Annotated in this window: 25 protein-coding genes; 19 read left to right on the top strand and 6 right to left on the bottom strand. The window is 49.9% G+C overall.

Annotation, left to right across the window (positions count from 1 at the left end):
* The first annotated feature begins 47 nt into the window (after nucleotides 1-47).
* Nucleotides 48-683, top strand: a complete 636-nt coding sequence (locus tag BLU87_RS15010; protein WP_092350286.1) for a histidine phosphatase family protein — start codon at nucleotides 48-50, stop codon at nucleotides 681-683.
* Nucleotides 684-787: 104 nt separating this feature from the next.
* Here the strand turns inward: BLU87_RS15010 and phnW are convergent, their stop codons facing one another.
* From phnW to phnX, 6 genes are read right to left on the bottom strand one after another with little or no spacing between them, the layout of a single operon-like run.
* Nucleotides 788-1888, bottom strand: a complete 1101-nt coding sequence (phnW, locus tag BLU87_RS15005) for a 2-aminoethylphosphonate--pyruvate transaminase (protein WP_092350284.1) — start codon at nucleotides 1886-1888, stop codon at nucleotides 788-790.
* 12 nt (nucleotides 1889-1900) lie between these two features.
* On the bottom strand, nucleotides 1901-3292 hold the full coding sequence (gene pbfA, locus BLU87_RS15000; protein ID WP_092350282.1) for a (R)-1-hydroxy-2-aminoethylphosphonate ammonia-lyase: 1392 nt from the start codon (nucleotides 3290-3292) through the stop codon (nucleotides 1901-1903).
* The gene (locus BLU87_RS14995; RefSeq protein WP_092350280.1) at nucleotides 3292-5625 is read right to left on the bottom strand and encodes a putative 2-aminoethylphosphonate ABC transporter permease subunit; all 2334 of its coding nucleotides are present in this window, start codon (nucleotides 5623-5625) and stop codon (nucleotides 3292-3294) included. The genes pbfA and BLU87_RS14995 overlap by 1 nt, the downstream gene beginning before the upstream one ends.
* On the bottom strand, nucleotides 5625-6743 hold the full coding sequence (locus BLU87_RS14990) for an ABC transporter ATP-binding protein (RefSeq protein ID WP_092350278.1): 1119 nt from the start codon (nucleotides 6741-6743) through the stop codon (nucleotides 5625-5627). The genes BLU87_RS14995 and BLU87_RS14990 overlap by 1 nt, the downstream gene beginning before the upstream one ends.
* Before the next feature lie 33 nt (nucleotides 6744-6776).
* Nucleotides 6777-7808 carry a putative 2-aminoethylphosphonate ABC transporter substrate-binding protein gene (locus BLU87_RS14985; protein WP_092350326.1) on the bottom strand — a complete coding sequence of 344 codons (1032 nt, stop codon included), beginning with the start codon at nucleotides 7806-7808 and terminating at the stop codon, nucleotides 6777-6779.
* Between the two features lie 46 nt (nucleotides 7809-7854).
* Nucleotides 7855-8655 (bottom strand): phosphonoacetaldehyde hydrolase, encoded by an 801-nt coding sequence (gene phnX / locus BLU87_RS14980; protein ID WP_092350276.1) that lies wholly within the window; start codon nucleotides 8653-8655, stop codon nucleotides 7855-7857.
* A gap of 384 nt (nucleotides 8656-9039) precedes the next feature.
* On the opposite strand from phnX, the gene BLU87_RS14975 reads away from it, so the two are divergent.
* The 18 genes from BLU87_RS14975 (at nucleotide 9040) to BLU87_RS14890 (ending at nucleotide 24135) form a co-directional block, all read left to right on the top strand.
* Nucleotides 9040-10617 carry an ATP-binding protein gene (locus tag BLU87_RS14975; RefSeq protein WP_092350275.1) on the top strand — a complete coding sequence of 526 codons (1578 nt, stop codon included), beginning with the start codon at nucleotides 9040-9042 and terminating at the stop codon, nucleotides 10615-10617.
* A 266-nt stretch (nucleotides 10618-10883) separates the two neighbouring features.
* Nucleotides 10884-11222: a P-II family nitrogen regulator gene (locus tag BLU87_RS14970; RefSeq protein WP_092350273.1), complete on the top strand. Its 339-nt coding sequence runs from the start codon at nucleotides 10884-10886 to the stop codon at nucleotides 11220-11222.
* A 53-nt stretch (nucleotides 11223-11275) separates the two neighbouring features.
* The gene (gene amt, locus BLU87_RS14965) at nucleotides 11276-12628 is read left to right on the top strand and encodes an ammonium transporter (protein ID WP_092350271.1); all 1353 of its coding nucleotides are present in this window, start codon (nucleotides 11276-11278) and stop codon (nucleotides 12626-12628) included.
* Between the two features lie 92 nt (nucleotides 12629-12720).
* Nucleotides 12721-13284 carry an ANTAR domain-containing response regulator gene (locus tag BLU87_RS14960; RefSeq protein WP_092350269.1) on the top strand — a complete coding sequence of 188 codons (564 nt, stop codon included), beginning with the start codon at nucleotides 12721-12723 and terminating at the stop codon, nucleotides 13282-13284.
* A 28-nt stretch (nucleotides 13285-13312) separates the two neighbouring features.
* Nucleotides 13313-14086, top strand: a complete 774-nt coding sequence (locus BLU87_RS14955) for an NAD(+)--dinitrogen-reductase ADP-D-ribosyltransferase (RefSeq protein WP_092350267.1) — start codon at nucleotides 13313-13315, stop codon at nucleotides 14084-14086.
* Nucleotides 14087-14089: 3 nt separating this feature from the next.
* Nucleotides 14090-14971: an ADP-ribosyl-[dinitrogen reductase] hydrolase gene (draG, locus tag BLU87_RS14950; protein ID WP_092350265.1), complete on the top strand. Its 882-nt coding sequence runs from the start codon at nucleotides 14090-14092 to the stop codon at nucleotides 14969-14971.
* Between the two features lie 95 nt (nucleotides 14972-15066).
* Nucleotides 15067-15303 (top strand): hypothetical protein, encoded by a 237-nt coding sequence (locus BLU87_RS14945; protein ID WP_092350263.1) that lies wholly within the window; start codon nucleotides 15067-15069, stop codon nucleotides 15301-15303.
* Nucleotides 15304-15310: 7 nt separating this feature from the next.
* A complete protein-coding gene (locus BLU87_RS14940) occupies nucleotides 15311-15601 on the top strand; it encodes a hypothetical protein (RefSeq protein ID WP_092350261.1) in 291 nt (96 codons plus the stop codon).
* Entirely contained in the window at nucleotides 15602-16066 is a 465-nt protein-coding gene (locus BLU87_RS14935; RefSeq protein WP_092350259.1) for a macro domain-containing protein, read from the top strand.
* Nucleotides 16050-16484: an FKBP-type peptidyl-prolyl cis-trans isomerase gene (locus tag BLU87_RS14930; RefSeq protein ID WP_092350257.1), complete on the top strand. Its 435-nt coding sequence runs from the start codon at nucleotides 16050-16052 to the stop codon at nucleotides 16482-16484. The genes BLU87_RS14935 and BLU87_RS14930 overlap by 17 nt, the downstream gene beginning before the upstream one ends.
* A 475-nt stretch (nucleotides 16485-16959) precedes the next feature.
* Nucleotides 16960-17841 carry a nitrogenase iron protein gene (nifH, locus tag BLU87_RS14925; RefSeq protein ID WP_092350255.1) on the top strand — a complete coding sequence of 294 codons (882 nt, stop codon included), beginning with the start codon at nucleotides 16960-16962 and terminating at the stop codon, nucleotides 17839-17841.
* 99 nt (nucleotides 17842-17940) lie between these two features.
* On the top strand, nucleotides 17941-19383 hold the full coding sequence (gene nifD, locus BLU87_RS14920; protein WP_092350253.1) for a nitrogenase molybdenum-iron protein alpha chain: 1443 nt from the start codon (nucleotides 17941-17943) through the stop codon (nucleotides 19381-19383).
* Nucleotides 19384-19484: 101 nt separating this feature from the next.
* Nucleotides 19485-20948 carry a nitrogenase molybdenum-iron protein subunit beta gene (gene nifK, locus BLU87_RS14915; RefSeq protein ID WP_092350324.1) on the top strand — a complete coding sequence of 488 codons (1464 nt, stop codon included), beginning with the start codon at nucleotides 19485-19487 and terminating at the stop codon, nucleotides 20946-20948.
* Nucleotides 20949-21083: 135 nt separating this feature from the next.
* Nucleotides 21084-21446 carry a nitrogen fixation protein NifX gene (gene nifX, locus BLU87_RS14910; RefSeq protein WP_092350322.1) on the top strand — a complete coding sequence of 121 codons (363 nt, stop codon included), beginning with the start codon at nucleotides 21084-21086 and terminating at the stop codon, nucleotides 21444-21446.
* Between the two features lie 72 nt (nucleotides 21447-21518).
* Nucleotides 21519-21788, top strand: coding sequence for a ferredoxin III, nif-specific (fdxB, locus tag BLU87_RS14905; protein WP_092350251.1), 270 nt, complete (start codon nucleotides 21519-21521; stop codon nucleotides 21786-21788).
* A 24-nt stretch (nucleotides 21789-21812) separates the two neighbouring features.
* Nucleotides 21813-22193, top strand: a complete 381-nt coding sequence (locus tag BLU87_RS14900) for a NifB/NifX family molybdenum-iron cluster-binding protein (protein WP_092350249.1) — start codon at nucleotides 21813-21815, stop codon at nucleotides 22191-22193.
* A gap of 173 nt (nucleotides 22194-22366) precedes the next feature.
* Nucleotides 22367-23233, top strand: a complete 867-nt coding sequence (locus BLU87_RS14895) for a radical SAM protein (RefSeq protein ID WP_092350247.1) — start codon at nucleotides 22367-22369, stop codon at nucleotides 23231-23233.
* Between the two features lie 107 nt (nucleotides 23234-23340).
* Nucleotides 23341-24135, top strand: coding sequence for a TOBE domain-containing protein (locus BLU87_RS14890; protein ID WP_092350245.1), 795 nt, complete (start codon nucleotides 23341-23343; stop codon nucleotides 24133-24135).
* The last annotated feature ends 23 nt before the right edge of the window (nucleotides 24136-24158 follow it).

The raw sequence follows: 24158 nt of genomic DNA, 5'->3' as shown, positions 1-24158 counted from the left end.
GAAATTGACAAGCAGCGGCTTGATTAAAGATGAAAGGACCTGCCACCATGAAGCCTAAAAGAATCATTCTGGTCCGCCATGGGCAATCACAGGGAAACGCCGAACCTGATCACTACGAAACGACTCCGGACTATGCTTTGCGTTTAACTCGGCAAGGAAAGTCTGAAGCTGTCGAGGCGGGCAAACAGATTTCTGCTCTGATTTGTGGAGAGTCGGTACGTGCTTATGTCTCTCCCTGGTATCGCACCAGGGAAACATTTACAGGAATCTCATCGGTTCTCGGTGATCAAATCATCCAGGAGGTTGAAGATCCACGCATCCGAGAACAAGACTGGGGACATCTTTCATCTGCTGAGAAACTGCACAACATCCAGAACGAACGGATGGCCTATGGGCCGTTCTACTTTCGCCTGCCGGACGGGGAGTCAGGAGCGGACGTCTATGATCGGGTCAGCACCTTTCTCGAGACCCTGCACCGCGATTTTGCCAAACCGAAGTTCCCGGATAATGCCTTGATTGTCACCCATGGGATGACTCTCAGAATATTCCTGATGCGCTGGTTTCATTGGTCGGTCGAGTACTTTGAGAAAGTCAGGAACCCACATAATGGTGAAGTGTTCATTATGGAGCTTAAGACGGATGGTCGATATCAATTAACATCGACATTGCGACTCCGAGAATAACGGCAATAGAGCCGCTACCACCACCGATACTGAACCAGAAGCGATATCTTTTAGTCCATAATGCTGCTGCAAGCTGATGGTCAAGGGAGAAGGCACAGTGAACGCTAGCAAAGGAGTTCGATAGCTGTGAGCAACCGAGTCATGTCTGCCGCGTGGACATCGCCAATATTACCAATCCGGAAGGTGGCAGCCACCGTCACCTTACCAGGGTAGATGACAAAGCCACGTTTTTTTAGCGCAGTATAAAAATTCTGAAAAGAATAATCCGGGTCTTTCGGGCTGATAAAAGAGGTAATAATCGGCGACTGTTGTGCATCGGGTAACAGGGTTTCAAACCCAAGCTCACGCATGCCGTTGACCAACAGTCGTTGATTGTTGCGGTAGCGGTTAAAGCGCTCAACCAACCCTTCCTGTTGCAGTTCATCCAACGCCTGGGAAAATGCCCGAACCACATGAGTCGGTGAGGTAAAGCGCCACTTTCCTTTGCCTTTGTCCATCGCCTGCCATTGGTCATACAGGTCAAGACTCAAGGAACGGGCCCGCCCCCGACAAGTTTCAAGGGCCTCTCTTTTCGCCAGAATGAAGCCAAAACCTGGGACCCCCTGGATACATTTGTTAGCACTACTGATGAGAAAGTCGGCCTGGACTTCATCCATATCAATGGGGATGCCACCGAAACTACTCATCGCATCGATGATGAAGGTCTTCTTGAATTCTTTGACTATCGCACCGATCTCATAGATCGGGTTGAGCATGCCGGTGGTGGTTTCACAGTGAACAACGGCAACATGAGTGATGGCGCTGTCCTGCTCCAGATTCTGTCGCAATCGTTGCAGATCTGGAGCGCCAAGCTCACCGCTGTCCTGGGCGAGGACAGCAATTTTGTGGTATTGGGCGATTTTGACGATCCGGTCGCCGTAGGCACCATTATTCAGCACCAGTAACTTGCCGCCGACAGGGATGGCGCTAGAGATCGTCGCTTCTACAGAAAAGGTGCCACTCCCTTGCATCAACACGCAGCTGTACCCCGGTTGTGGCGAGGCCAACGCAACCAGACGGCTACGAACCGTTTCAACCATCTGATTATAGTCATCATCCCAAGTACACCAGTCACGCAACATCGCTGCGCGCACCGATTTTGTGGTGCTTAAAGGTCCAGGAGTCAACAACAGATAGGGGTTAGCGGGAATAAGGTCAAGATCCATAATACGTTCCTTTCAGATGTTTCTGCTTTGACGGTTGAGGCCGAACTTAACTTCAACCTGGGCAATGCTGGCGGCAATGATGTTGAGAGCGGCATCCATTTCCGCATCACTGATAGTTAACGGCGGGGTCAAAGTGAGGACGTTACCGGCGGAGATTTTGAAGCTCAACCCTTGCGTGAAAGCCGCATAAAGTATCTGTTCAGCAGCATCAGTCGCGCTACAAGTAAAGCCAGCAGGGGGGGTGATTTCGATCCCCAGCATCAAACCAACGCCACGAACTGCGCTAATCAACGGATGTTCAGAGCGGAGCCGATGGAGAGCTGCGAGGGTATGACGACCAAGCTCGCGAGAGCGTTGGAGGAGATGTTCATCGGCGATCACTTCAAGGGTCGCCAACGCTGCGGCACATCCGACCGGACTTTTTTCGTGAGTGTAGTGACCGAGGGCCTGAGCGGGATCGATTTCCAGGTCTTCACGGATCAGGGTCGCAGCCATCGGAAAAATTCCGCCACCTAACCCCTTACCGAGACAGAGAATATCGGGAACCACAGCATAATATTCACAGGCGAACATGAATCCAGTGCGACCAAGGCAGAGCGGGATTTCGTCAAAAATCAATAAGACCCCATGACGGTCACAGATCTCCCGGATCTGCCGCCAGAACTGCACCGGTGGAATATCAATGGTCGTGCAACGCATCGGTTCGGCGATAAAAGCAGCCACATCCCCCTCATGAACCATGACGTACTCTATATAGCCCAGCGCCTTCTGCCAGTCGAGTTTGTCAACACCAAAACAGTGGGAACCCGGTGCCGGAACCTGAATGCAGCCAGGCAACAAGGGGCCCATATTGCGCCGAAACAGAGCCTCTCCACCGACGGAAATCGCATCGAGAGATGCGCCGTGAAAAGCATCCCAGAAACTCAGAGTTTTAAACCGGCCAGTGACCGATCGCGCCAGCTTCAGGGCAATACCATTGGCCGAAGTACCCCCCGGCGCGAAGAGCATTCGGTTCAAATTGCCCGGCGAAAGCTGGGCCAGCTTTTTTGCCAACTCGACCGCCGGACGATTGGTAAAGCGACGCGGTGAAAAAGGCAACCGCTGCATCTCTTCGGTGATCGCAGCAACCACGTGGGGATGACCGTAACCAACTTGATGGCTGCTGTTCCCGTGAAAATCGAGATAGCTCTTGCCGTTGGTGTCGAAGAGATAGCTCCCGTGGCTGCGTTCCAATGCCGTTAAACAAGGGGTCGACAACGACTGATGGATGAAATACTTTTCATCCTCTGCCAACAGGGCACAGGTCTCTTCGTTCAAAACTTTCTTCTGCCACGAAGAGCGGTGAACAGACTGATTAATATCACCCTCGGTGCGGTCTGCAGCGGATTTATCGACTTTTGACATCAGTGCCTCCAGATCTGTGTGCGGCGACGGAACAACCAACTGATGCGCTCAAACAGCATGCGGACGATGACGTTGGTCAAGACAATCAACATACACATGGCCGCCGCCGGAGCCGTATCACCGGCATCATCCATATTCACCACAGCCACTGAAGCCAGTGACAGGTCACTGCTATAAAGGAAGATGACCGCTGAAACTGTCGCCATCGAACTGACAAAAAGATAGGAAGCGATCTCCAACAACGCCGGAAAACAGACCGGTACGGTGACCCGCACGAAAGTGGTGTAAAAAGGGACCGACATCGATTCGGAAACGGCTTCGAACTCTTTATCGAGCTGCCGCAACGCGGTAGTCGCAGTGAGAAAACTGACCGTATAGAAATGAATGATATTCGACAACACCAGCAGCGCCATGGTTCCATACAAGACGTTGAATGGATTCGGCACACTCAGCCCGATCAGAGGAATATTGATCTCGCTGGCATTGAAAAAAAAGATATAGGCAATACCAATCACCAACCCCGGCAAAGCCAACGGGATAATCGAAAGAAAGTAACCGAGCTGCCGCAACAGCCGCATCCCCTTGGTTTTCTCGATCAAGTAGGCGCTGGTGAAAGTAATTATCGAGCCAAACAACGCCGTCCATAGAGCCATGCGGATACTGTTAAAGAAGGCACCATAGCCACCACCACCGACAGCCTCAAAAGCATAGTGGCTTAACGTCCAGGCTTGCGGATAGAGCTCAGGGTTGGTGAAAGAATAAGGCCACATCTTCACCAACGAGGCGATCCCGGCCATAAACACCATCGTCAAAATAAACAGGGCGATCAAGCTATTGAGGAGAAAAAAACAGCCATCCCGCAACGCCAACGATTTCGGTGTATAGGGGACGCTGCGCGCGGTGACGACCGCCACGGCGCGACGTTGAACAATGCGATCCGCGACAAAGGCAAGAATCGTCGGTGCCAGCAGGACTATACTGACCGTGGCACCCATGCCAAAGTTCTGCTGGCCAATCACCTGTTTATAAATATCGACTGCCAACACGTTGAACTGACCACCAACAACCTTGGGCGCACCGAAATCGGTGAACGACAGGGTGAAGCTCACAAAAACAGCACTGAGCAAGCCGAACTTGATACTCGGCAGGGTGACAGTGAAGAAGGTCTTCAGTTTGCTCGCACCCATACTCTCGGCAGCTTCGTAGAGACGCGCGTCGGAAGTAGAAATCGCCACCATCAGGATCATAAAGGCCGGCGGAAAGGTAAAGACCACTTCAGCCATCACCACTCCGGTGAAACCATAGAGACCAATATCCCAGGCCAACCAAGGGAATTTTTCAAAAAAACCGGTCGTGATCACCCCTTTGTTGCCAAACAGATAGACCAGCGACAACCCGTAGAGCATGGTCGGCGCAAACAGCGGAAGCATAGCGATCAGGCGGAAAAAAGTCTTGCCGCGCATGCACGTCCGGTTGATACCATAAGCGTAAGCAAAGGCCAGAGCCACCGAGATACTGGTGCTGTAAAGGGCCACCCGTAATGAGTTGAGAACGGACTGGGCCAGGTTGGTGTCGGTAATGTGCTGTCCCAAATAGTTGATAGCCAGTACTGACTGCGTCCCCAGCAGCAATAAGACTGAGAAGGTCAGCAGATAGTTCCGATTAGCGGGGAGCGATCGGCGCAACAGGCTATAGAGCAGAAAAGCTGACAGTGCCAGCGTAGTGATCAGGTAAACCAGCAGGCCAATGGTCTTCGTCTGAGACAACCCCTCAATGCCGAAATAGGCAAAAAAGTTCTGCAGACCGATAAAGCGCTGGACACTGGCAACACCACTGTCGAACGGTTTACCATCGATTAACCAATGTCGTTCCGGGCTGTATTCAACCACCAGCGGTGAAATGAGATAGCTCGCGTAATCGGCGCGTGTCGGCGAGTAAACCACCTTGTCAAGACGCTGGTCACCAAGGGTAATCTGAATCGGTCCGAATTTAGCCTGATTGCCCACCAACACCAGAAGTTTGTTATCAAAGTAGACGAGTGGACCAATATTTTCCTCAATCAACAGCACACTGTGACCAGCAATATTAATCTGGCCACGAAAACTGTCCGTAACTTTCTCCGCCTCGGTCGGTTCTTCGATCTTGACGACAAATTCCACGTGGGTGGCACGATTCCAGACCTCACCCAGAGGCAGAACAACCCCGATGAGCAACCAGAGGCAACTGAGGATGATCAGAGCACGCCGCAACAAATCTTCACCGCTGCTTTTCAGCCGCACTTCATCAGCTGGAGGACTGAGGGAGAACCCCTCAATATTATCAGAATGGGACATCAACTAACGCTGGCTGCCGGCGGAAACAACCGCATCTTTTCTGCCGGGAGTTGCACTCGCAGTTCCATATTGGTTCGCAGGTTGAAATCTTCAAACGCCTCGGTTTGGACGTCGATCTCCAGTCGCCGCTCAGTATGACCCCCCTCCTGATGCAATACCCGCAAGTAGAGGCGATCACTGGCACCGCGAAACTCAATATTTTCAATACAGGTCCGCAACACATTTGGCGCATCCTGACCATGCGCGACGATCCGGATATCTTTGGGCCTGATCGCCGCAGTCACAGGATATCCCTGAAAAGGGCTGGCCGCACCAGGAGACGTGTGCAAGGAGTACTGGTCAAAAAAGACCGAATCGGAATCTTTCCCCTTGCAACCATTGAGAAAATTCATCGAGCCGACAAAATCGGCCACAAAAGTGTTGTTAGGACGACAATACATCTCGCGCGGCGTCGCGAACTGCATCAACTTGCCAGCGTTAATGACCACCACCCGATCGGCCATGGTCAACGCCTCTTCCTGATCATGAGTAACCATCACCGTTGTTATTCCAAGCTGCTTCTGGATACGACGAATCTCAATGCGTAGATGGCTGCGCACCTGAGCGTCAAGCGCCGAAAGAGGTTCATCAAGGAGCAGCAGTGATGGCTCAGGAGCTAATGCCCGGGCCAAGGCGACCCGTTGCTGCTGACCTCCCGATAGCTGGGCAGGGAACTTGTAGGCTTGATCCGCCAAGTCTACAAGTTCCAGCATCTCCATGGCGCGGGCACGCCGTGCTGATGAGCGTTGGTTGCGTAACCCGTACATCACATTACCGACAATGCTGATGTTCGGAAACAGGGCATAAGACTGAAACACAATTCCCAAGTTACGCCGAGCAACGGGTTCGCGTGAAACATCCTGACCTGCGAGCCAGACCGTTCCCTGATTTTGCACCTCCAGCCCAGCAATCACCCGCAATAAAGTGGTTTTACCGCAACCGCTTGGTCCGAGAATGGAGACAAACTCCCCCTTCTTCACCGCCAATGAGATATCGTTGAGCGCGACGAACTGTCCGAAACTTTTACTGATATTGCGCACTTCCAGAAAGGGGTCGGTTGCTCTGGTGTTTCCGATCATAGCAGTACTCCGTTGCCGGTTGACTGTGGATCACTAACGTGGAGCACTTTTGCCATCGTAGCGTTTGGTCCATTCATCGAGGATACGTTGACGATTTTTCGCAGCCCACATCAGGTCGTTGTCGATCAACACTGAAGCTGGGTCTGCTGGCCAGCCTTGTGGAGCAGCCACCGGGATATCAGTCGCCACGATCGGGTAGACCTTGGCGTACATCTTCATCGCATCTTCGCTGATAGCCCAGTCGAGGAAGGTTTTAGCCTCTGGCTTGATCCGTGGTTTTTTGATCAGAGCGTTGGCCTCAACGTCGTACCCAGAACCTTCTTTCGGGAAAGCGATTTCCACCGGTTCGCCACTGCTGCGTTGTTTAAAACCACGGTAAGCAAAAGAAAGACCGATCGGGAATTCCCCCTTACCGGCCATTTTTGCAGGCTTGGATCCAGAGTGAGTATACTGGGCGATATTCTTGTGCAGGTTGTCGAGATAATCCCAGCCAGCCTCTTCACCCATCAACTGGAGGACCGCAGAGACCGTCAGAAAACCGGTCCCGGAAGACGCCGGGTTCGGCATCACCAACAGACCGGCATATTCAGGCCGCAACAGGTTGGCGTAGGATTGTGGCATCTTCAGACCTAGCTTCTGCATCTCGATCGTGTTGCCGACGATCCCGGTCACCCAAGCCTTGATACCGACCCAGTGAAGAACTGCGTTGTTCGGATCTTTCATCCCCACTTTGACCTGCTCGTTACCTTTCGGGCTGTACGGAGCAAGCATGCCGAGATCATCGGCGATCAGCAATGAGGTGGCTGCAGTCCCCCAGACGACATCGGCGACGGGATTGTCTTTTTCTGCCAGCAACCGGGCGGTGATGATTCCGGTGGAATCGCGGACTAGTTGCAGGTCGATATCGGGGTACTTCGCTTCAAAATCCTTACGGTAGACGGCCACTTCATCATCTTCCAACGCGGTGTAGACGACCAGTTCACCGGCAATAGCAGCATGACTGCCAAAAACGGTCAACAGGGTAAAACAGAGGGTAAGACTGAGTTTCAACTGCCTGAAAAGCACTTTCATGGTGTTTCCTCCTAAGGAATTCACAGACGATGTCAGCGACTCAAGGTTTTATCCCTTGAGCCATTTTTCGATTGATTGTTGCAATCAGCTCGGGGAGCTGTTCGATACTGTCGAGCACGAAATGGGCGCCAGCTTTCAGCATCTCAGTCCGTGCGGTGGCACAGCGTTGCGCCATCACCTTTGCGTCTAATGCCGCGAGTTCACTACGGCTCAGACCCAACATGTTGCCGCTCTGTAACACCCCGACACTCCAACTTCCGGCGTTGCGACCAGACACCACATCGGGAAGGGTATCGCCAACATTGACCACCGCAGCAGGTGGAAAGACCCCAAGCTGTTGCAGACAACGATAGATCATCCAAGGGGCAGGACGTCCATCTGGAACATCTTCGGCACAACAAGAGCTGTCCGGGACAAACCCTTGCTCCGCTGCGCAACCAAGGACGACAGCCAGCATATCCCGGTTATATCCAGTGGTAGCGCCAACCCTGATCCCTTGCTCTCGGCACCAACGCATCAGCTTGACGGCACCGGGGATCAGTTCACCGTATGCGGGGAGCACTTTAAGTTGCAGCGGGATAAATTCTGCGTAGAGGGCGCTGATATCGGTCTCGGTCCAGTCGACCCCATCGTGATTGCTGCGCCACTGCTGAGCGATCTCCGGCATAGAAGCGATAGCGACAATGTGAGCTCGCTTCTCCAACCCCATCGGCACTCGTGCCTGTTCCGGGCTGACCTGAATACGGTGACGGCGAAACAGTTCAATAAAGGCCCCGGCTGGGGCGCAACTGCCAAAATCAATAGTCGTTCCGGCAAGATCGGTAATCACTGCTTTAATCATTAGGTCTCCGCACGATCAGTCAATTGGTTGCTGACTTTGGTTGCAGTTGTCAGACCGGGGAAGCAACTGACAGGGTTTAATTGGAAGTCATTTAATCGGAGGAGTTCTACGGGGAATATGTTAGTTCAAGGTTAGCAACAGGTTAGTTTCTCATGACCGGATATTATAATCGTCCGACGATAACTAAACCTTCGTCTAAAGAGCGGCGGGGAGCTGAGACCACCGCTTCCATCGACATCAAGTTTTTCTGCACAAAGACGAGACGGCCCTCCATTGTTGGTTACTTTTCCGATTCCAGATAAAAGGCAGCGTTTTGGCATTTTTCATGCTTCTCAATCTGTCGTTGTTTGCCTCATTTTTCTTTATAGGAGTCGATTCCCGGTTATGACTGACCAAAAACAGAAGTTATTCAGAGCTCTCATTGATGTCGGTAAGGAGCTTGCCACAATCACCGATCTTGATTTTTTACTGCCACGGATTCTGGAGATATCTCAAGACGTATTCCTCTTTGATAATGCCATTATTCGCTTACTGAACAATGACAGCAAAGCGCTGGAAACCGTTGCCTCTTTCGGCTATAGCCAGCAAGCCATAGATAAGCCGATCTATCTGGGCCAAGGGATCATGGGCAAGGCGGCGCAATTTGGTAAGCCCTACTTGATTCATAATGTCAGCTCTACGGAAGATTATATCCCCGGCATTGAAGCGGCCAGCTCAGAGCTGGCAGTTCCCCTGATCGCCAGAGATCGGATTATCGGCGTTTTCAACGTTGAAAACCGGCAGCCCGATGCTTTTACGGCGCATGACTGTGACGCTCTGTCACTGCTTGCCGGTCAAGCCGCCATTGCCATTGATAACGCCAATCTGTATCAGGACTTATGTCGCGTCTCACGGGAAAAGAACAACCTTAATCACCTCAACGACAAGATCCTCTCAAGTATCAGCCTCGGTTTGTATACCATTGACAGAAACATGAGGATCACCTCGTGGAATGACAGTATGGCCCAGATGGCCAGAATTCCTGCGGAAAAAGCTCTGGGTCGCAAGCTGCTGGAGACTTTCCCCACTCTCGAAGAGGAGGGGATAGCCGATCGCCTGCGACGCGTCTTGGAGACCGGTGAAGCGGCTGAATTACGCCTCCTACACCGTGGACAAGCCGGGGAAAATCGCTTACAGAAAAGGCGCTTATCCCCATTGAAAGAGAACGGCAAAACTCATGGAGTGGTAGTCGTTGTCGAGGACATCACGGAATTTGAACAATTATTGGCACAAACAATTCAATCTGAAAAACTGGCTGAAGTCGGACGCATGAGCGCCGGTATTGCACATGAAATCAATAATCCGCTGACGGTCATCAGCTTTGCCAACAAGATTCTGCTTGATAATGACAACTTCACTGCCGACCAGCGCGAGCTTGTTGAACGGATCGACCATGAAGTTGAGCGGCTGAAAGGGCTGAGTTCTGAATTGCTTTCCTATTCTTCTGCAGCGCATGACGATAAGCGGGAACCAACCGATATCAACGTCACGATGAGAGAAGTTCTGAGCCTAATGCGCTATGAGTTAAACAAAAAGTTGATCACCTCGAATGAGAACTTAACCCCCATACCACGACTGAATATCGATAAAAATAAATTCAAGCAGATCTTCATCAACCTGATCCTCAACGCGGTTCAGGCCATGGAGAGAGGCGGGATAATTGAGATATCAACCGTCACCAACAATGACAACAGCATCTCTATCCTGTTTTGTGATAACGGCCCCGGAATCCCTGACAAGTTAAAACAGAGAATCTTCGATCCTTTCTACAGTTCCCGAAAGGAGGGTCAAGGAACCGGGTTAGGGCTCTATCTATGTCGCAAGATTGTTGCCGAATACGATGGCTGTTTAAGCGTCACTGATGCACCTGAGCGGGGCAGCTGCTTCGAGGTCAGACTGGCTGCAACAAATATCGTATCTTAAACTCAAAGGTGCTTAATTTTTGTTCATCAGCTTTCGACTCTGTATAAAAAAACGACAGATAACGATTAAAAAAGAGATTTATTCCCCCATAAAAACTGTTTTTCGTTTTTGGTACGAAGACTGCAGAACAAAGAATTATCGAGTTCAAACTCCGTCAGTAAAACGGAGATAACCTTGTAAGGATGCACGAGCAAAGGCGCTCATGACTCCCTCATTGGAGTTAGTGCGCCTTTTTTTCATAACTACTCTCATAGGAGAATCTCAGGATGAAGAAAGTTGAATGCATCATCAAACCGTTCAAACTTGATGACGTCAAGGCAGCGATCACAGAAATGGGGATCAGCGGTATGACCGTCAGCGAAGTCCGTGGATTCGGACGTCAAAAAGGACATACCGAATTGTATCGCGGAGCTGAGTATCAGATTGATTTTATCCCTAAAATAAAAATCGAGCTGGTCCTCGGTGATGATCAAGTCGACGCTGTCGTGGCCGCTATTGAGCGTGAAGCAAGCACCGGTCGGATTGGCGATGGCAAGATTTTTGTCAGCGCTATTGAACAGTCCATCAGGATCCGTACTGGGGAATCAGGTGAAGATTCTCTTTAGTCATTAATCCAGCAATTATCATGGTCATAACAGTTTTAAAAAGGAGATTTAAGATGAAAAAGTTTATGTTTCTATTGGCTGGGTTATTGATTTTACCCACCTTGGCTCTGGCGGAAGACGCCCCTGTCTCAGAGATGTCCTATATCCTCAACACCTTTTCCTTCCTGGTGATGGGCATTCTGGTCATGTGGATGGCTGCCGGATTCGGCATGCTTGAATCAGGTTTGGTCCGTTCGAAGAATGTTGCTACGATCTGTCTGAAAAATATCTCGCTATTCGGAATCGCCGGAATTCTCTTCTACCTGATCGGTTACAACCTGATGTATGCAGGTGTTGATGGCGGCTTCATCGGCAGCTTAGGAGTCTGGGGAGCTGATGATGCAGCGGCAGCCGCTGGAGATTATTCCGCTGGCTATTCCGCTTCATCCGACTGGTTTTTCCAAATGGTCTTCTGCGGTGCTGCTTGCTCCGTGGTCTCCGGTTGTGTTGCTGAACGGGTCAAACTCTGGTCATTTCTGGCTTTCTGTGTGGTTCTTTGTGGCGTCATCTATCCGATCCAAGGTTCATGGGGTTGGGGCGGCGGCTGGCTTGCAGAGATGGGTTTCTCTGATTATGCCGGATCAACGATTGTCCATTCCGTCGGTGGCTGGGCAGCGTTAACCGGTGCCATCATTCTCGGTGCCCGTAAAGGTAAATACAGCAAATCAGGTCAAGTCAATCCACTCCCCGGTTCCAATATTCCTCTGGCAACTCTGGGTACCTTTATCTTGTGGATGGGTTGGTATGGATTTAATGGTGGTTCCGTCCTCGCTCTGGGCGATGCGGCTTCCGTTATCGAAATGTCCAACGTTATGGTCAACACCAACATGGCTGCCTGTGGCGGGATGATCGCCGCCATGATCATGGTGCAGGTTCTGTATAAAAAAGTGGATGTTACTATGGCCCTCAACGGTGCCCTGGCAGGTTTGGTTTCAATTACTGCCGGTCCAGCCACTCCATCTCTTGGGGCCGCAACCTTAATCGGCGCTGTCGGTGGTGTCTTAGCAGTGCTGGCTGTACCATTCTTTGATAAACTCAAGATTGATGATGTTGTTGGCGCCCTCTCTGTTCACCTTGTCTGCGGGATCTGGGGCACCATGGCCGTTCCATTCACCGACGGCGAAGCTAGCTTTGTCACCCAGTTTGTTGGTGTCATCGCGACTGCTGTTTTTGTTGTCATCGCCACTTCAATTGTTTGGTTGGCACTTAAATACACCATCGGCATCAGAGTCAGTGAAGAAGATGAGATGTTAGGTTGTGACTCCTCCGAAATCGGCATGGAAGCCTATCCTGACTTTCAAACTGTCAGCATTGGTGGCTCTTCAGGAATCTCTGGTTATTATTCTTCACCAGATTCCAGGCCCTAGGGGACATTCGTTACCCTGAAAACTTGACTTAAACCCTTTCGGGAGCTGTCTTTCCAACCGAGAGACAGCTCCTGACCTGCGCAGGAAATACCGTGAAAAAAGCCTTGATCGTTGACGATGAACCCCTGATCAGACAGCAAGTGACCCAAATTGTCGCTGACTACGGCTTTGATGAGCTCTATGAGGCCGCTGATGGATCACAGGCTATCGCCCTGGCTGCGGTGCATAGGCCTCTGTTGACCGTCATGGACGTTACTATGCCAGTCATGGACGGAATTACCGCAGCAGACAAGATGAATCGTACCCCCAGCGGGGCGATTGTCCTGTTAACCGGTATAGCTGACAGTGAAACAGTCACCAGAGCTCATGATGCCGGGGTCCACCATTATTTGATGAAGCCCTTCAACGCAGAACAGTTGAGAATCACCATTGACCTGTCAATTCATCAGTTTATTGAAATTTCTAATCTGCGTGATGAAGTTGCAGCCTTGAAAGAGAACCTTGAGACCCGCAAACTTGTTGACCGGGCCAAAGGGGTGTTGATAAAGCGTGGTCTCACAGAACCCGAAGCCCACCGGAAGATGCAGAAACTGGCGATGAATAAGCGTAAAAGCTTAAAAGAGGTCGCTGAAGCCTTCCTGTTGATGGAGGGATGATCTGAACGGTCATGTCACCCAAATCAACATGTGCGATATCCCCCCTTGGGTTATTGCATCGAAGGACTACAATCAACATCCTCAGCCACTGACGATTCAGGGAACCAGCCATATCCGCAAGAAGCTCTTTGCTGAATTGAACCTGCTTCACCATCCGGAGGAACGGGGTTCCCGCTTTCATGACTATATGGATGTACAATTTCAACTTCATCAGTGGCAACGGGAGTCTTCTCGGAGCAGTCAGAAGAGCCTTAAGAACTGTTATCTCAGATTTTTGCGTGGGTGGTTATTTGACAGCAACTCTATCGAAGGTGCGGTCTTAAAAGGTTGGGTCGAGTCAAGACTGGGGTTAATTCCAACCTTTCATCATTGCCCGATCAGAAATATTGAATCTGAAGAGTACTACCGCTATATGGTGGATCGCATGAAAGGTTCCTCCCGAACCAGTGCGATCCTCTCGCAGCTCGATCTCTTATACGAATATGTCCAGTATGAACTCCGCAGGCAGATGCCGGGGAAACGATTCCTCACTTTGTTCCGAGGCGTCAATGACTTGGAGGAACACAGCATCATCGACACGTTGGGGAAAAATCACTTCATCATCCGCCTGAATAATCTCAACTCGTTTACCACCGATTTTGAAAAAGCCTGGGAGTTCGGTTCACGGGTTTTAAGGGTGGAAGTGCCACTGACCAAGATATTTTTCCTCAGTGGTCTGCTGTCAAAATCGTTATTTAAAGGGGAAGATGAATATATGGTTATCGGTGGAGATTTTGAAGTCAAGAGTATGATCGGTGGATAGACATTGGAAGATCAGATAGTCTCTCGCGCTACTGCGGCGTTTCTCGGCCTAGCCCTGGGAGATGCCTTAGGCGCGACAACAGAATTCATGACCCCTGCCGAGATTAGGGTAAAGCACAAGCTCCATCGCAAAATAATTGGCGGTGGCTGGCTGCGCCTCAAACCGGGGCAGGTTACGGATGACACCGAGATGTCCCTCGCCCTCGCCCGTGCTATCATCCAGACAGATGGTTGGAACCTGCGACAAATTGCCGACAACTTTGTCGCCTGGATGCGCGGTAAGCCCATCGACATTGGCTCAACCGTGCGCAAAGGGATCCGGATGTATATGAACAATGGAACTCTGGAGGTGCCCGTTAACGAATGGGATGCCGGTAATGGTGCAGCGATGCGAATGGCCCCCGTCGCTTTAGTGACCTTAGGAGATGAACAACAACTACGCCGTTGTACTCTGGAACAGGCACACCTCACCCATCATCATGCGTTGTCTGATGCAGGCTGCCTCTGTGTCGGGAAGATGGTCCAGGCAGCGATTCTTGGTGCCGACAGATTTGCTCTACACGCTTTGACGCGAGAATTGACAACCGAATACCCGACCTTTCGTTTTAATCATTATAAAGGTTATGCCTCCGGCTACATCGTCGATACGTTACAGACTGTTTTCAATTATATCTTCACCACCGGGTCCTTTGAAGAATGTCTGATCGGGGTGGTCAACCAAGGGGGCGACGCCGATACTACGGGCGCGATCGCCGGAATGATTGCCGGGGCGCTGTATGGACATGAACAACTACCGCGAGCCTGGTTAAAGAGCCTCGATGGTCACGTAAAAAAAGAGATTGAAGCGTTGACTCCTCAACTACTGCACTTGTCAGCGCTGCATTAACTCTATAAAAAACGCTCACAGAGCTGACAGCTGCATCGCGTGGCAAAGCTCGTTCAGTGGATCAATCAACCCGTTTTTCATGCAGGAGTTTACGGATGACAAAAGAAAATACCTGGTTACCTCTGGATCAAGTTGCCAAACAAATGGGCACAACAGAACTGAACGTCCTGATGCATATCAAAAAGAATAACCTGCAAGCCGAGGAAGTAGATGGCAAGTGGTTTGTTCTCCAAGCAAGCCTGAATATGTTTTTGTCCTCGCCTGAACGATCAGCAACGGTTGTGACCTGTAAAACTCATTGCTGTCACTCCGGCTGTGGCTCTTGTAGTTAGGACTCTTATGGCTATCGAAATCAAACCGTCGGACCTCTATTACAAGTACCCACGGAAAAAAGAGTTTCGTGAACATCCCAAATTTACCGGAAAACCCGACCCGACCCCTTTCGATCGGGATGATCAATATGAGGTCATCCCGATGCTACAGATGGTCATGGACAGTGTCGGCTCGACTGACGGAGCGGTGCTGGAAAAACTGGAAGAGATCATGATTCAACAGATGCCGACATTCATCCACAGCCGCGAAGAGGTATTTGATTTTTTATTGGCCTTGATCCGGGAGAGACTGGAATAAATGCAAAAACCACAACTTCTTCGTGGCGATCTATGGGAACACCACAGCAACGGAGCAGTCGTCGCTATTACGACCGGCGGACTTTTACTCAAAGATGGCAGATGCTCAATGCCGCGGGGTTGTGCCCGACAGGCTGCTGACCGATTTCCCACCCTGCCTTATACCCTTGCAAGTCAAATCCGCAATTTTGGGATGCATGTTTTTGATCTCGGTCAACGTATCGTCTCCTTTCCAGTGGAAGACAGCCCCTTCGAAAACCCCAGCCTACAGATTATCGAACGATCCTGCCGTGAACTTGTCGAGTTGGTCGAATTTAAGCAGTGGCCCCGGATCATCGTTCCCAGACCCGGCTGCGGTCATGGCGGACTCACCTGGAATGAGGTCAAGCCTATCCTTGAGCGTTATTTCGATGCCCGCTTCTACATTATTCAGGAAGGAGAGAAGATCAATGGAAAAACTTGCTAACAAAGGGGACAAGGTCATAATCCACTATGTCGGCACGGTTGATAATGGCGCAATTTTTGACAGTTGTGATGATGAAACCCCGATGCTGGTGACCTTGGGCAACAACGAAATTTTTCCGGCTCTGGAAGCGGAGATCATCGGCATGAAACGGAATGAGATCAAAAATATCCTGATTAAAGCTGCAGATGCCTACGGGCCGAGGCTGACAGACAATACTATGGTGGTTGAAAGAAAGTTATTTCCTCCCCACGAGACGGTTGAAGTTGGCAAGAAGCTCGCTATCAAGTTTGCCGACGGTGAAGAGCGGGTCATGCTGGTCATCAAAGTCAATGATGAGACTGTGACTCTGGATGGAAATCATCCTCTGGCAGGGCTGGATTTAACTTTTGCCCTTAAACTTGCTGATATTTTAAGCTGAAAGACTGTCTGTTTTTTCAGCCTTTCAAAGAAAACATGCCTAAAAATTACTCAGCAATAGGTCCTAAATTATATGCAAATAGGAATTTTTTTTAGCAGAAAAAATACTTGATTCATAAACACGCTAAGATAACAACCAGTTATAGAAAATAATAATATCTGGCACAGAACCTGCTTTAAAAGACAGTAAGAAACCAAATAGAATTACATTGACGTAGTTCCTCCCTGGCAATGAAGCCCGAACGATCTTTCATATGACGTTCGGGCTTTTTCTGCTCTTTCCACGATGGAAACTAGGAATTCTTCCTCTGCTAATACTTCATTTGAGCCAGAGAGATTCCATCCAACTTCAGTACAACAGTCTGATTATAAAATCATTACACAACATCAAAGGCGATGCCGCTTCTGTGTAATGACGAGATAATCAGCCTTATCCCGGCGACCAAGTCGTCAAACATATTTCAGGAGGAAATATTATGTCTGAGAAAAAGAAACTTCGTCAAATTGCAATCTATGGTAAAGGCGGCATCGGTAAATCAACAACGACACAAAACACTGTGGCCGGCCTCGCATCCCTCGGCAAGAGGATTCTGATCATCGGTTGCGACCCTAAAGCGGACTCAACCCGTCTGATTCTACACGCCAAGGCTCAGGATACGGTCATGGATAAAGTCCGTGAACTGGGAACCGTTGAGGACCTCGAACTCGACGACGTCTGTCGCCGTGGTTATGGTGATGTCATGTGCGTTGAATCGGGCGGTCCAGAGCCAGGCGTCGGCTGCGCAGGCCGTGGCGTTATCACCGCCATCAACTTTCTCGAAGAGGAAGGTGCTTACACCCCCGATCTTGATTATGTTTTCTACGATGTCCTTGGTGACGTTGTCTGCGGTGGTTTTGCGATGCCGATTCGTGAAAACAAGGCGCAGGAAATTTATATCGTTGTCTCTGGTGAGATGATGGCCATGTACGCCGCCAACAACATCTGTAAAGGGATCGTTAAATACGCTGCTTCTGGCAGTGTTCGCCTGGCCGGCCTGATCTGTAACAGTCGTAACACTGACCGCGAAGCAGATCTTATTGAAGCTCTCGCCGCCCGCCTCGGGACCCAGATGATTCACTTTGTCCCACGTGATAATCAGGTTCAACGTGCAGAACTACGCCGGATGACGGTCATTGAATACTCACCGGAACATCCGCAAGCACAAGAATACCGGGCTTTGGCGCAGAAAATCGTTGATAACGAGATGTTTATCGTCCCAACACCGCTGGAAATGGAAGATCTGGAAGATCTGCTGATGGAATTTGGGATCATGGAAGCGGAAGACGAGTCGATCATCGGCGTGGCTGAAGGTGCTTAGGCAGAACTGTAGCTGGCGGGCAGAGACAACGAAGTCCGTCAATCTTGACAGACCGGCGAATGGTAGATTCGTCCCTAAATTTATACAGGAGAAATCTGTATGGCTGAAAGAAAGCCCATAAAAGGAATCACCAAAGAAAGAGTCGAGCAGCTGATTGAGGAAACTCTCGCTGTATTGCCGGAAAAGGCAAAGAAAAAACGGGAGCCGCATTTAGGTGCCAACGAACCTGAGGCATCCACCTGTGCAGTCAAATCGAACAAAAAAGTTGTTCCTGGGGTGATGAGTCAGCGCGGCTGTGCTTACGCCGGAGCGAAAGGGGTTGTCTGGGGACCAATCCGCGACGTCATCCATGTATCGCACGGTCCGGTTGGCTGCGGTGTCTACAGTTGGGGAACCCGGCGGAATCTGATGCAGGGAATTCCAGGGGTCACCTCGTTCCCGATCGACTTCACATCCGACTTTCAAGAGCGGGACATTGTTTACGGTGGCGACATCAAACTGGAAAAACTGTTACGTGAAGCAGATGGACTTTTCCCGCTAAACAAGGGCCTTTCGGTGTTATCCGAATGCCCCGTTGGTTTGATTGGCGATGATATCAACTCAGTTGCCAAAAAAATGTCCAAAGAACTCGATAAATTTGTCATCCCCTGTAACTGTGAAGGATTTCGTGGTGTCAGTCAGTCCCTTGGCCACCATATCTCCAACGATTCCATCCGCGATCATGTCATCGGTAAACGGGAGTTCAAGGAGGAAGCGGGTCCTTACGATATCGCCCTGATCGGCGATTACAATATCGGTGGCGACGTCTGGGCTGCGATTCCCATCCTCGAAGAGATCGGACTCAATGTCAAAGCAACCTGGACTGGAGATGGCGAGATTGAAAAGATTGCTGCTACCAACACGGTCAAGCTGAACCTTATCCACTGTTACCGCTCCATGAACTACATGTGCAAAGTTATGGAAGAAAAGTGGGGTATCCCATGGATCGAGTACAACTTCTTCGGACCGACAAAGATTGAAGAGAGTCTACGCGCGATTGCCGAACGATTTGACGCAAAGATCAAAAAGAACGTGGAAAAGGTGATCAAAAAATACAAGCCAAAAATGCAGGCTGTGCTGGATGAATACAGACCGCGCCTTGAAGGTAAAACAGCGATGTTGTTCGTGGGTGGATTGCGCCCTCGTCATACTGTTGGCGCCTATGAGGACCTTGGAATTAAGATCACTGGAACGGGTTATGAGTTTGCCCATCAGGACGATTATGATCGGACCTCACCGGAAATGGCGAAGGGGACATTAATTTATGATGATGTTTCGGAATTCGAATTGGAGAAATTTGTCGAAGAGCTCAAACCTGACATGGTCGGCAGCGGGATTAAAGAAAAATACGTCTTTCAAAAGGCAGGGGTCCCCTTCCGACAGATGCACAGTTGGGACTATTCCGGTCCATATCACGGTTACGATGGTTTCGAAATCTTCGCCCGGGATATAGATATGGCCATCAATTCACCAACATGGGATCTGGTAAAAGCACCTTTCTAAAGGCTGCAAAACCAAATCTAAATGTAAATATCACTGGAGCGCAAATGCAAACGACAGATGTCATTTGCGCCTCAGTGGTGACGATAAAGGAGTTTATCGCCATGAGCGAAGCTGCAGTAAAACCATTGACTGAACACTCTCCCGAAGAGATCGAGAAGGTTCAAAATTGGATTAATACCGAAGAATATAAGGAACAGAACTTTGCTCGCGAAGCGCTGGTTATCAATCCAGCCCACGCCTGCCAACCCCTCGGAGCACAAATGGTAGCCCATGGATTTGAAGGGGCGTTGCCTTTTGTCCACGGGTCACAGGGCTGTGCATCCTATTTTCGCAGTACCTTCAGTCGCCATTTCCGCGAACCGGCTTCAGCTACCAGCGACGCCATGACTGAGGATGGTGCCGTGTTCGGAGGACAAAACAACCTTTTCGAAGGTCTGGAAAATGCCTATACGGTTTACAAACCGAAAATGATTCCGGTTTACACGACCTGTATGCCAGAAGTAATTGGTGACGACCTGAATGCATATATCAAAAATGCGAAACAAAAGGACCTGATTCCAGAAGATCTCCCCACCCCATACGCTAACACACCAAGCTTTAAAGGGTCCCATATTCATGGTTACGACAGCATGCTTCTTGCCATTCTCAAGGATCTTACTGTCGGACAAAAGGTCGAAGGAAAATGTACCGGAAAATTGAACCTGATCCCCGGCTTTGACGGGAACACCGGAAATCTTCGAGAGTACAAAAAATATCTTGAAGCCATGGATATTCCTTACACCATGCTTGCAGATATCACCGATGTTTTCGATTCGGTCTGTGACGGAACCTACCGTATGTATGCTGGTGGTACAAAACTCGAAGATGCGGCCGACACCATTAATGGTAAAGCAACCATTTCACTGATGAAACACTGCTCCCCCCATACAATGAAGTGGATCGACAGTGAATATTCTGGCAGCAAAGATATTTTACCTTTGCCCATGGGAATTCGGAAAACGGACGACTTCTTGATGAAGCTCAGCGAATTGTTTGACAAGCCTATCCCCGCAGCGTTGAAAGCGGAACGGGGGCGCGCTGTCGATGCTATGACTGATGCCCATCAATATATCCACGGGAAGAAGTTCGCTATCGCCGGTGATCCAGATTATCTGCTCGGGATCGTCTCATTTCTCCTGGAGATGGGCGCAGTCCCCTACCATATTCTCTGCTCCCGCTCGACCAAGAAGTTTCAGAAAGAGCTCCAGGCATTGCTTGACACCTCACCACTTTACGGCAGTCAGGGGAAAATTTACATCAACAAGGACTTGTGGCACATGCGCAGCCTCTGTATGACCGATCCCGTCGATGGCATTATTGGCGACACCCATTGCAAGTGGGTTGCCCGCGACGCGAAGATTCCACATTTCCGGATCGGCTTCCCGATCATGGATCGCGTCAATATCCACAGAACTCCAGTGATCGGCTATCAGGGTGCGATCAATTTTCTCACCGTGATTGTTAACAAGTTTCTGGATACTGTGGATGAGACCTGCGAAGACCAGTGGTTTGAAATGATGCGCTAACAAGCGATGGTAGGGACACATGAAAAAAAGTGAAACAGCTCACGTGCCGGATCACACATTTGCTGCGCTGGAGAAAACATGAGTCGAACCAGGAAACTTAAACTTGTTGAAACAAATAAACAATCAGGAGCGTTCATGAAAGTTGCATTTGCAAGTACAGATCGAGTTCATGTTAACGAACATTTTGGTCGTGCTGAAGAATTTTATATATGGGATATCGGTCCAGACGATGCCAAATTTAACGGTATCATCCAGGTCCAAAGTGATGGCAGTGACGAAGCAGATCGCATTGAAGCCCGCTGCTCTGGTCTCTCTGAGTGCGCTGTCGTTTACGTTGCAGAAATCGGTGGTCCAGCTGCAGCCCGGTTGGTCGCAAAGAAGATCCATCCCATTAAAAGTAAAGAACGGGCCCCTATTGCTGACACTGTCGGCAAGCTCCAGGAGGTTTTACGCAATAGTCCTCCCCCCTGGCTGAGAAAAGCGTTGCTCAAAAACTGATCGAGAGATCTTTTATAACCATTTTCTCAATGCTAGCGTTGATAACTTATTATAAAGAGGAGAACAAAAACAATGGCCGTACTGACAGGAAAAACTCGGGGGGGAGCAGACTGGACCCCGACATTCGCGGAAAGTATTGACCCAGAAAAATGTATCGGTTGTGGCCGTTGCTACAAAGCCTGTTCACGTCAAGTTCTGGGACCGATGGACATCGAAGATGAAGAGAACTATAGCACGCGGATGGTGATGTCGATCGTCGCACCAGATAATTGCATCGGTTGCGCAGGTTGTGGTGTCACCTGTCCGAAGAAATGCTTCACCTTCACAACCCTGGAGATCTGAAAACTTAACGGAAAGGGTAGGCAAATGCTTATAGCCATTGCTTCCAAATCAGGCGAACTGGTCGATCAACATTTTGGACAGGCAGAAATGTTCAGAATTTATGATTACAAAAAAGACAATCCACAACAAATATCGGCAGTCAGCGTCAATAAATTTTCCGACGAAACACCAGGGCACAGCTTTTCAGAGCAACGGTTTAGCCAGGTCGTTGCAGCACTCCAAGGCTGCAGAGCCGTAGCTGTCTCGCAAATCGGTGAAATCCCGGAACAACAACTGATTCTGTCCGGCATTCAACCGGTCAAAACCCAGGCAACAATCGTTGAAGCGCTCAAACTTGCGCACGATTCAGTCTGCACTGGGAAATGTCAGGGTGGTTCAGTCCCAGGGGGATGTCCACACCAGTAAACAGCGATGTTTGGAGTGCAAGTCCAACTGACATAAATAATCAATTTCCCAGCACAAAGATGTGCCTTAATAAAACCGGCAAAGAAGCCCTGTTTCCACCGGACACAGGGCTTTTTCAATATATGAGCAAAGGTGCTTGAACCAGTAAAAAATGCTGCGACAGGAGAGAGACCATGGCAAGTACCTGCCCGATGATGAAATTCAAGCAACAGAGCGATCACCCCTGTTTTGGTGGCGATCACAATAAAGCTGGACGTGTTCACCTCCCGGTGGCTCCCGGCTGCAACATTAAATGCGGGTTCTGCGAACGGAAGTATGATTGCGTCAATGAAAGCCGTCCCGGCGTGACCAGCAAAGTCCTGACTCCAGAGCAAGGAGTCAGACGGGTGGAACTGGTCAAACAACATATGGATAAGCAATCTGGACCCAGTTTAAAAGTTGTCGGTATCGCTGGCCCTGGTGATCCACTGGCCAACCCGAAAACCTTTGCGACCTTTCAGCTGGTGCGTGAAGCCTTTCCCGACATGACTCTGTGTCTCTCAACCAATGGATTACGCCTACCAGAAGCGATTGACGATATCATTGCTGCCAACGTCACCAGTCTGACGGTGACAATCAATGCTTTAACCCCCGAAACCGGGGCCAAAGTTTACGAATGGATCCGCTATAAAGGCAAGAAACTCTCGGGCGTTGAGGGGGCTGAACAATTGCTACATAACCAGTTTACGGGTCTCAAACTTGCTGCAGCCGCTGGATTGATGGTTAAGGTCAACCATGTTTACATCCCCGGAATCAACGATCACGAAACCATTGATCTTGCAGTGAAGGTGCGTTCACTTGGGGCCACCATGATGAACATCACCCCGATTATTCCTGTTGGGCAGTTCAAAGACATTGAACCTCCCTCAGAGGTCACAATGGATCTGGTTCGTAATCAGGCTGAATTGATCCTTTCTCAGGCACGGCATTGTAAACAATGTCGGGCTGATGCCGCCGGCTTGATCGGAAAAGATATTGATTTAGAGCTCTTAAACGGCTAATCTGCAACAGGTTGCTTGCTTTCAGGCAGGGAAAGAAGACGCCCGAAGTAAGCGACCTGTTTTTTGACTAGCGTTATTCCAAAATAGAATAACCATGTGGAGGTTCTATGACAGAATGCAACTCAAAGGCTGAAACCCTGCAGATGCTTGGTTTTGTTGCCGGGAAAAATCGCGGCATTGCTCTTCTCGAGGCCGTGGCGACATGTGGTTCTATCAACAAAGCAGCACAGCAATTAAAAATGAGTTACAAAGCCGCCTGGCAACAGCTGGAAAAACTCAACAATATTGTCGATGCTCCGCTCTTGGAGCGATCGGTCGGCGGTCGAGGAGGAGGGGGAGCAACGTTGACGGCAGCGGGGATTAACCTGCTGCAATTTTATCGAAAAATGGAACATGAATACGGTAAGTTTTTACAGTTTATCAACGAAGAGACAGCTGACACTGCCGCAATGTTCCTCACTTTAAGGAGAATGGAAATGAAAGTAAGCGCAAGAAATGTCTGGAGTGGCAAGGTTGAATCCATCAGCGATGGCGCAGTCAACGCCGTGGTGAAAGTCGCTCTACGCGGTGGCGATAAGATCGTCGCGGTTATCACCCGTGAAAGCACCGAGAATCTCGGTCTAAGCGAAGGTAGCGACGTCATTGCCATGGTTAAATCATCATCGGTTTTACTCGCTCGTGATTTAAATCCTGAACAAATCAGTGCCCGCAATATCCTTTCGGGTCAAGTTTCACAGCTCGTTGAAGGACCGGTCTCCTGTGAAGTGACCGTCGATTTACCCGGCGGCAACACGGTCACCGCAATGGTCACCAAAGAGAGCGCAGAGAACATGGCCCTTAAAACTGGTAGCAGCGTCTCCGCTTTGATTAAAGCTTCCAGTGTTCTGTTGGCTGTCAATTGAATAACCTCGCACCAAAAGGGGAC

This window comes from Desulfuromusa kysingii, from assembly GCF_900107645.1.
Lineage (GTDB): Bacteria > Desulfobacterota > Desulfuromonadia > Desulfuromonadales > Geopsychrobacteraceae > Desulfuromusa > Desulfuromusa kysingii.
Note: the sequence above shows the minus strand (reverse complement) of the source record. Positions and strands in the feature narration are given on the sequence as shown.

Excerpts from the sequence above, each read along its gene's own strand:
- amt (WP_092350271.1), top strand. The coding sequence starts at position 11,276 with ATGAAAAAGTTTATGTTTCTATTGGCTGGGTTATTGATTTTACCCACC.
- BLU87_RS14935 (WP_092350259.1), top strand. The coding sequence starts at position 15,602 with ATGCAAAAACCACAACTTCTTCGTGGCGATCTATGGGAACACCACAGC.
- BLU87_RS14970 (WP_092350273.1), top strand. The coding sequence starts at position 10,884 with ATGAAGAAAGTTGAATGCATCATCAAACCGTTCAAACTTGATGACGTC.
- BLU87_RS14890 (WP_092350245.1), top strand. The coding sequence starts at position 23,341 with ATGACAGAATGCAACTCAAAGGCTGAAACCCTGCAGATGCTTGGTTTT.
- pbfA (WP_092350282.1), bottom strand. The coding sequence starts at position 3,292 with ATGTCAAAAGTCGATAAATCCGCTGCAGACCGCACCGAGGGTGATATT.
- phnX (WP_092350276.1), bottom strand. The coding sequence starts at position 8,655 with ATGATTAAAGCAGTGATTACCGATCTTGCCGGAACGACTATTGATTTT.
- BLU87_RS14955 (WP_092350267.1), top strand. The coding sequence starts at position 13,313 with ATGTGCGATATCCCCCCTTGGGTTATTGCATCGAAGGACTACAATCAA.
- BLU87_RS14990 (WP_092350278.1), bottom strand. The coding sequence starts at position 6,743 with ATGATCGGAAACACCAGAGCAACCGACCCCTTTCTGGAAGTGCGCAAT.
- BLU87_RS14975 (WP_092350275.1), top strand. The coding sequence starts at position 9,040 with ATGACTGACCAAAAACAGAAGTTATTCAGAGCTCTCATTGATGTCGGT.
- nifK (WP_092350324.1), top strand. The coding sequence starts at position 19,485 with ATGAGCGAAGCTGCAGTAAAACCATTGACTGAACACTCTCCCGAAGAG.
- BLU87_RS14895 (WP_092350247.1), top strand. The coding sequence starts at position 22,367 with ATGGCAAGTACCTGCCCGATGATGAAATTCAAGCAACAGAGCGATCAC.
- nifD (WP_092350253.1), top strand. The coding sequence starts at position 17,941 with ATGGCTGAAAGAAAGCCCATAAAAGGAATCACCAAAGAAAGAGTCGAG.
- phnW (WP_092350284.1), bottom strand. The coding sequence starts at position 1,888 with ATGGATCTTGACCTTATTCCCGCTAACCCCTATCTGTTGTTGACTCCT.
- fdxB (WP_092350251.1), top strand. The coding sequence starts at position 21,519 with ATGGCCGTACTGACAGGAAAAACTCGGGGGGGAGCAGACTGGACCCCG.
- BLU87_RS14930 (WP_092350257.1), top strand. The coding sequence starts at position 16,050 with ATGGAAAAACTTGCTAACAAAGGGGACAAGGTCATAATCCACTATGTC.
- BLU87_RS14900 (WP_092350249.1), top strand. The coding sequence starts at position 21,813 with ATGCTTATAGCCATTGCTTCCAAATCAGGCGAACTGGTCGATCAACAT.
- nifH (WP_092350255.1), top strand. The coding sequence starts at position 16,960 with ATGTCTGAGAAAAAGAAACTTCGTCAAATTGCAATCTATGGTAAAGGC.
- BLU87_RS14995 (WP_092350280.1), bottom strand. The coding sequence starts at position 5,625 with ATGTCCCATTCTGATAATATTGAGGGGTTCTCCCTCAGTCCTCCAGCT.
- BLU87_RS14940 (WP_092350261.1), top strand. The coding sequence starts at position 15,311 with ATGGCTATCGAAATCAAACCGTCGGACCTCTATTACAAGTACCCACGG.
- BLU87_RS14945 (WP_092350263.1), top strand. The coding sequence starts at position 15,067 with ATGACAAAAGAAAATACCTGGTTACCTCTGGATCAAGTTGCCAAACAA.
- BLU87_RS15010 (WP_092350286.1), top strand. The coding sequence starts at position 48 with ATGAAGCCTAAAAGAATCATTCTGGTCCGCCATGGGCAATCACAGGGA.
- nifX (WP_092350322.1), top strand. The coding sequence starts at position 21,084 with ATGAAAGTTGCATTTGCAAGTACAGATCGAGTTCATGTTAACGAACAT.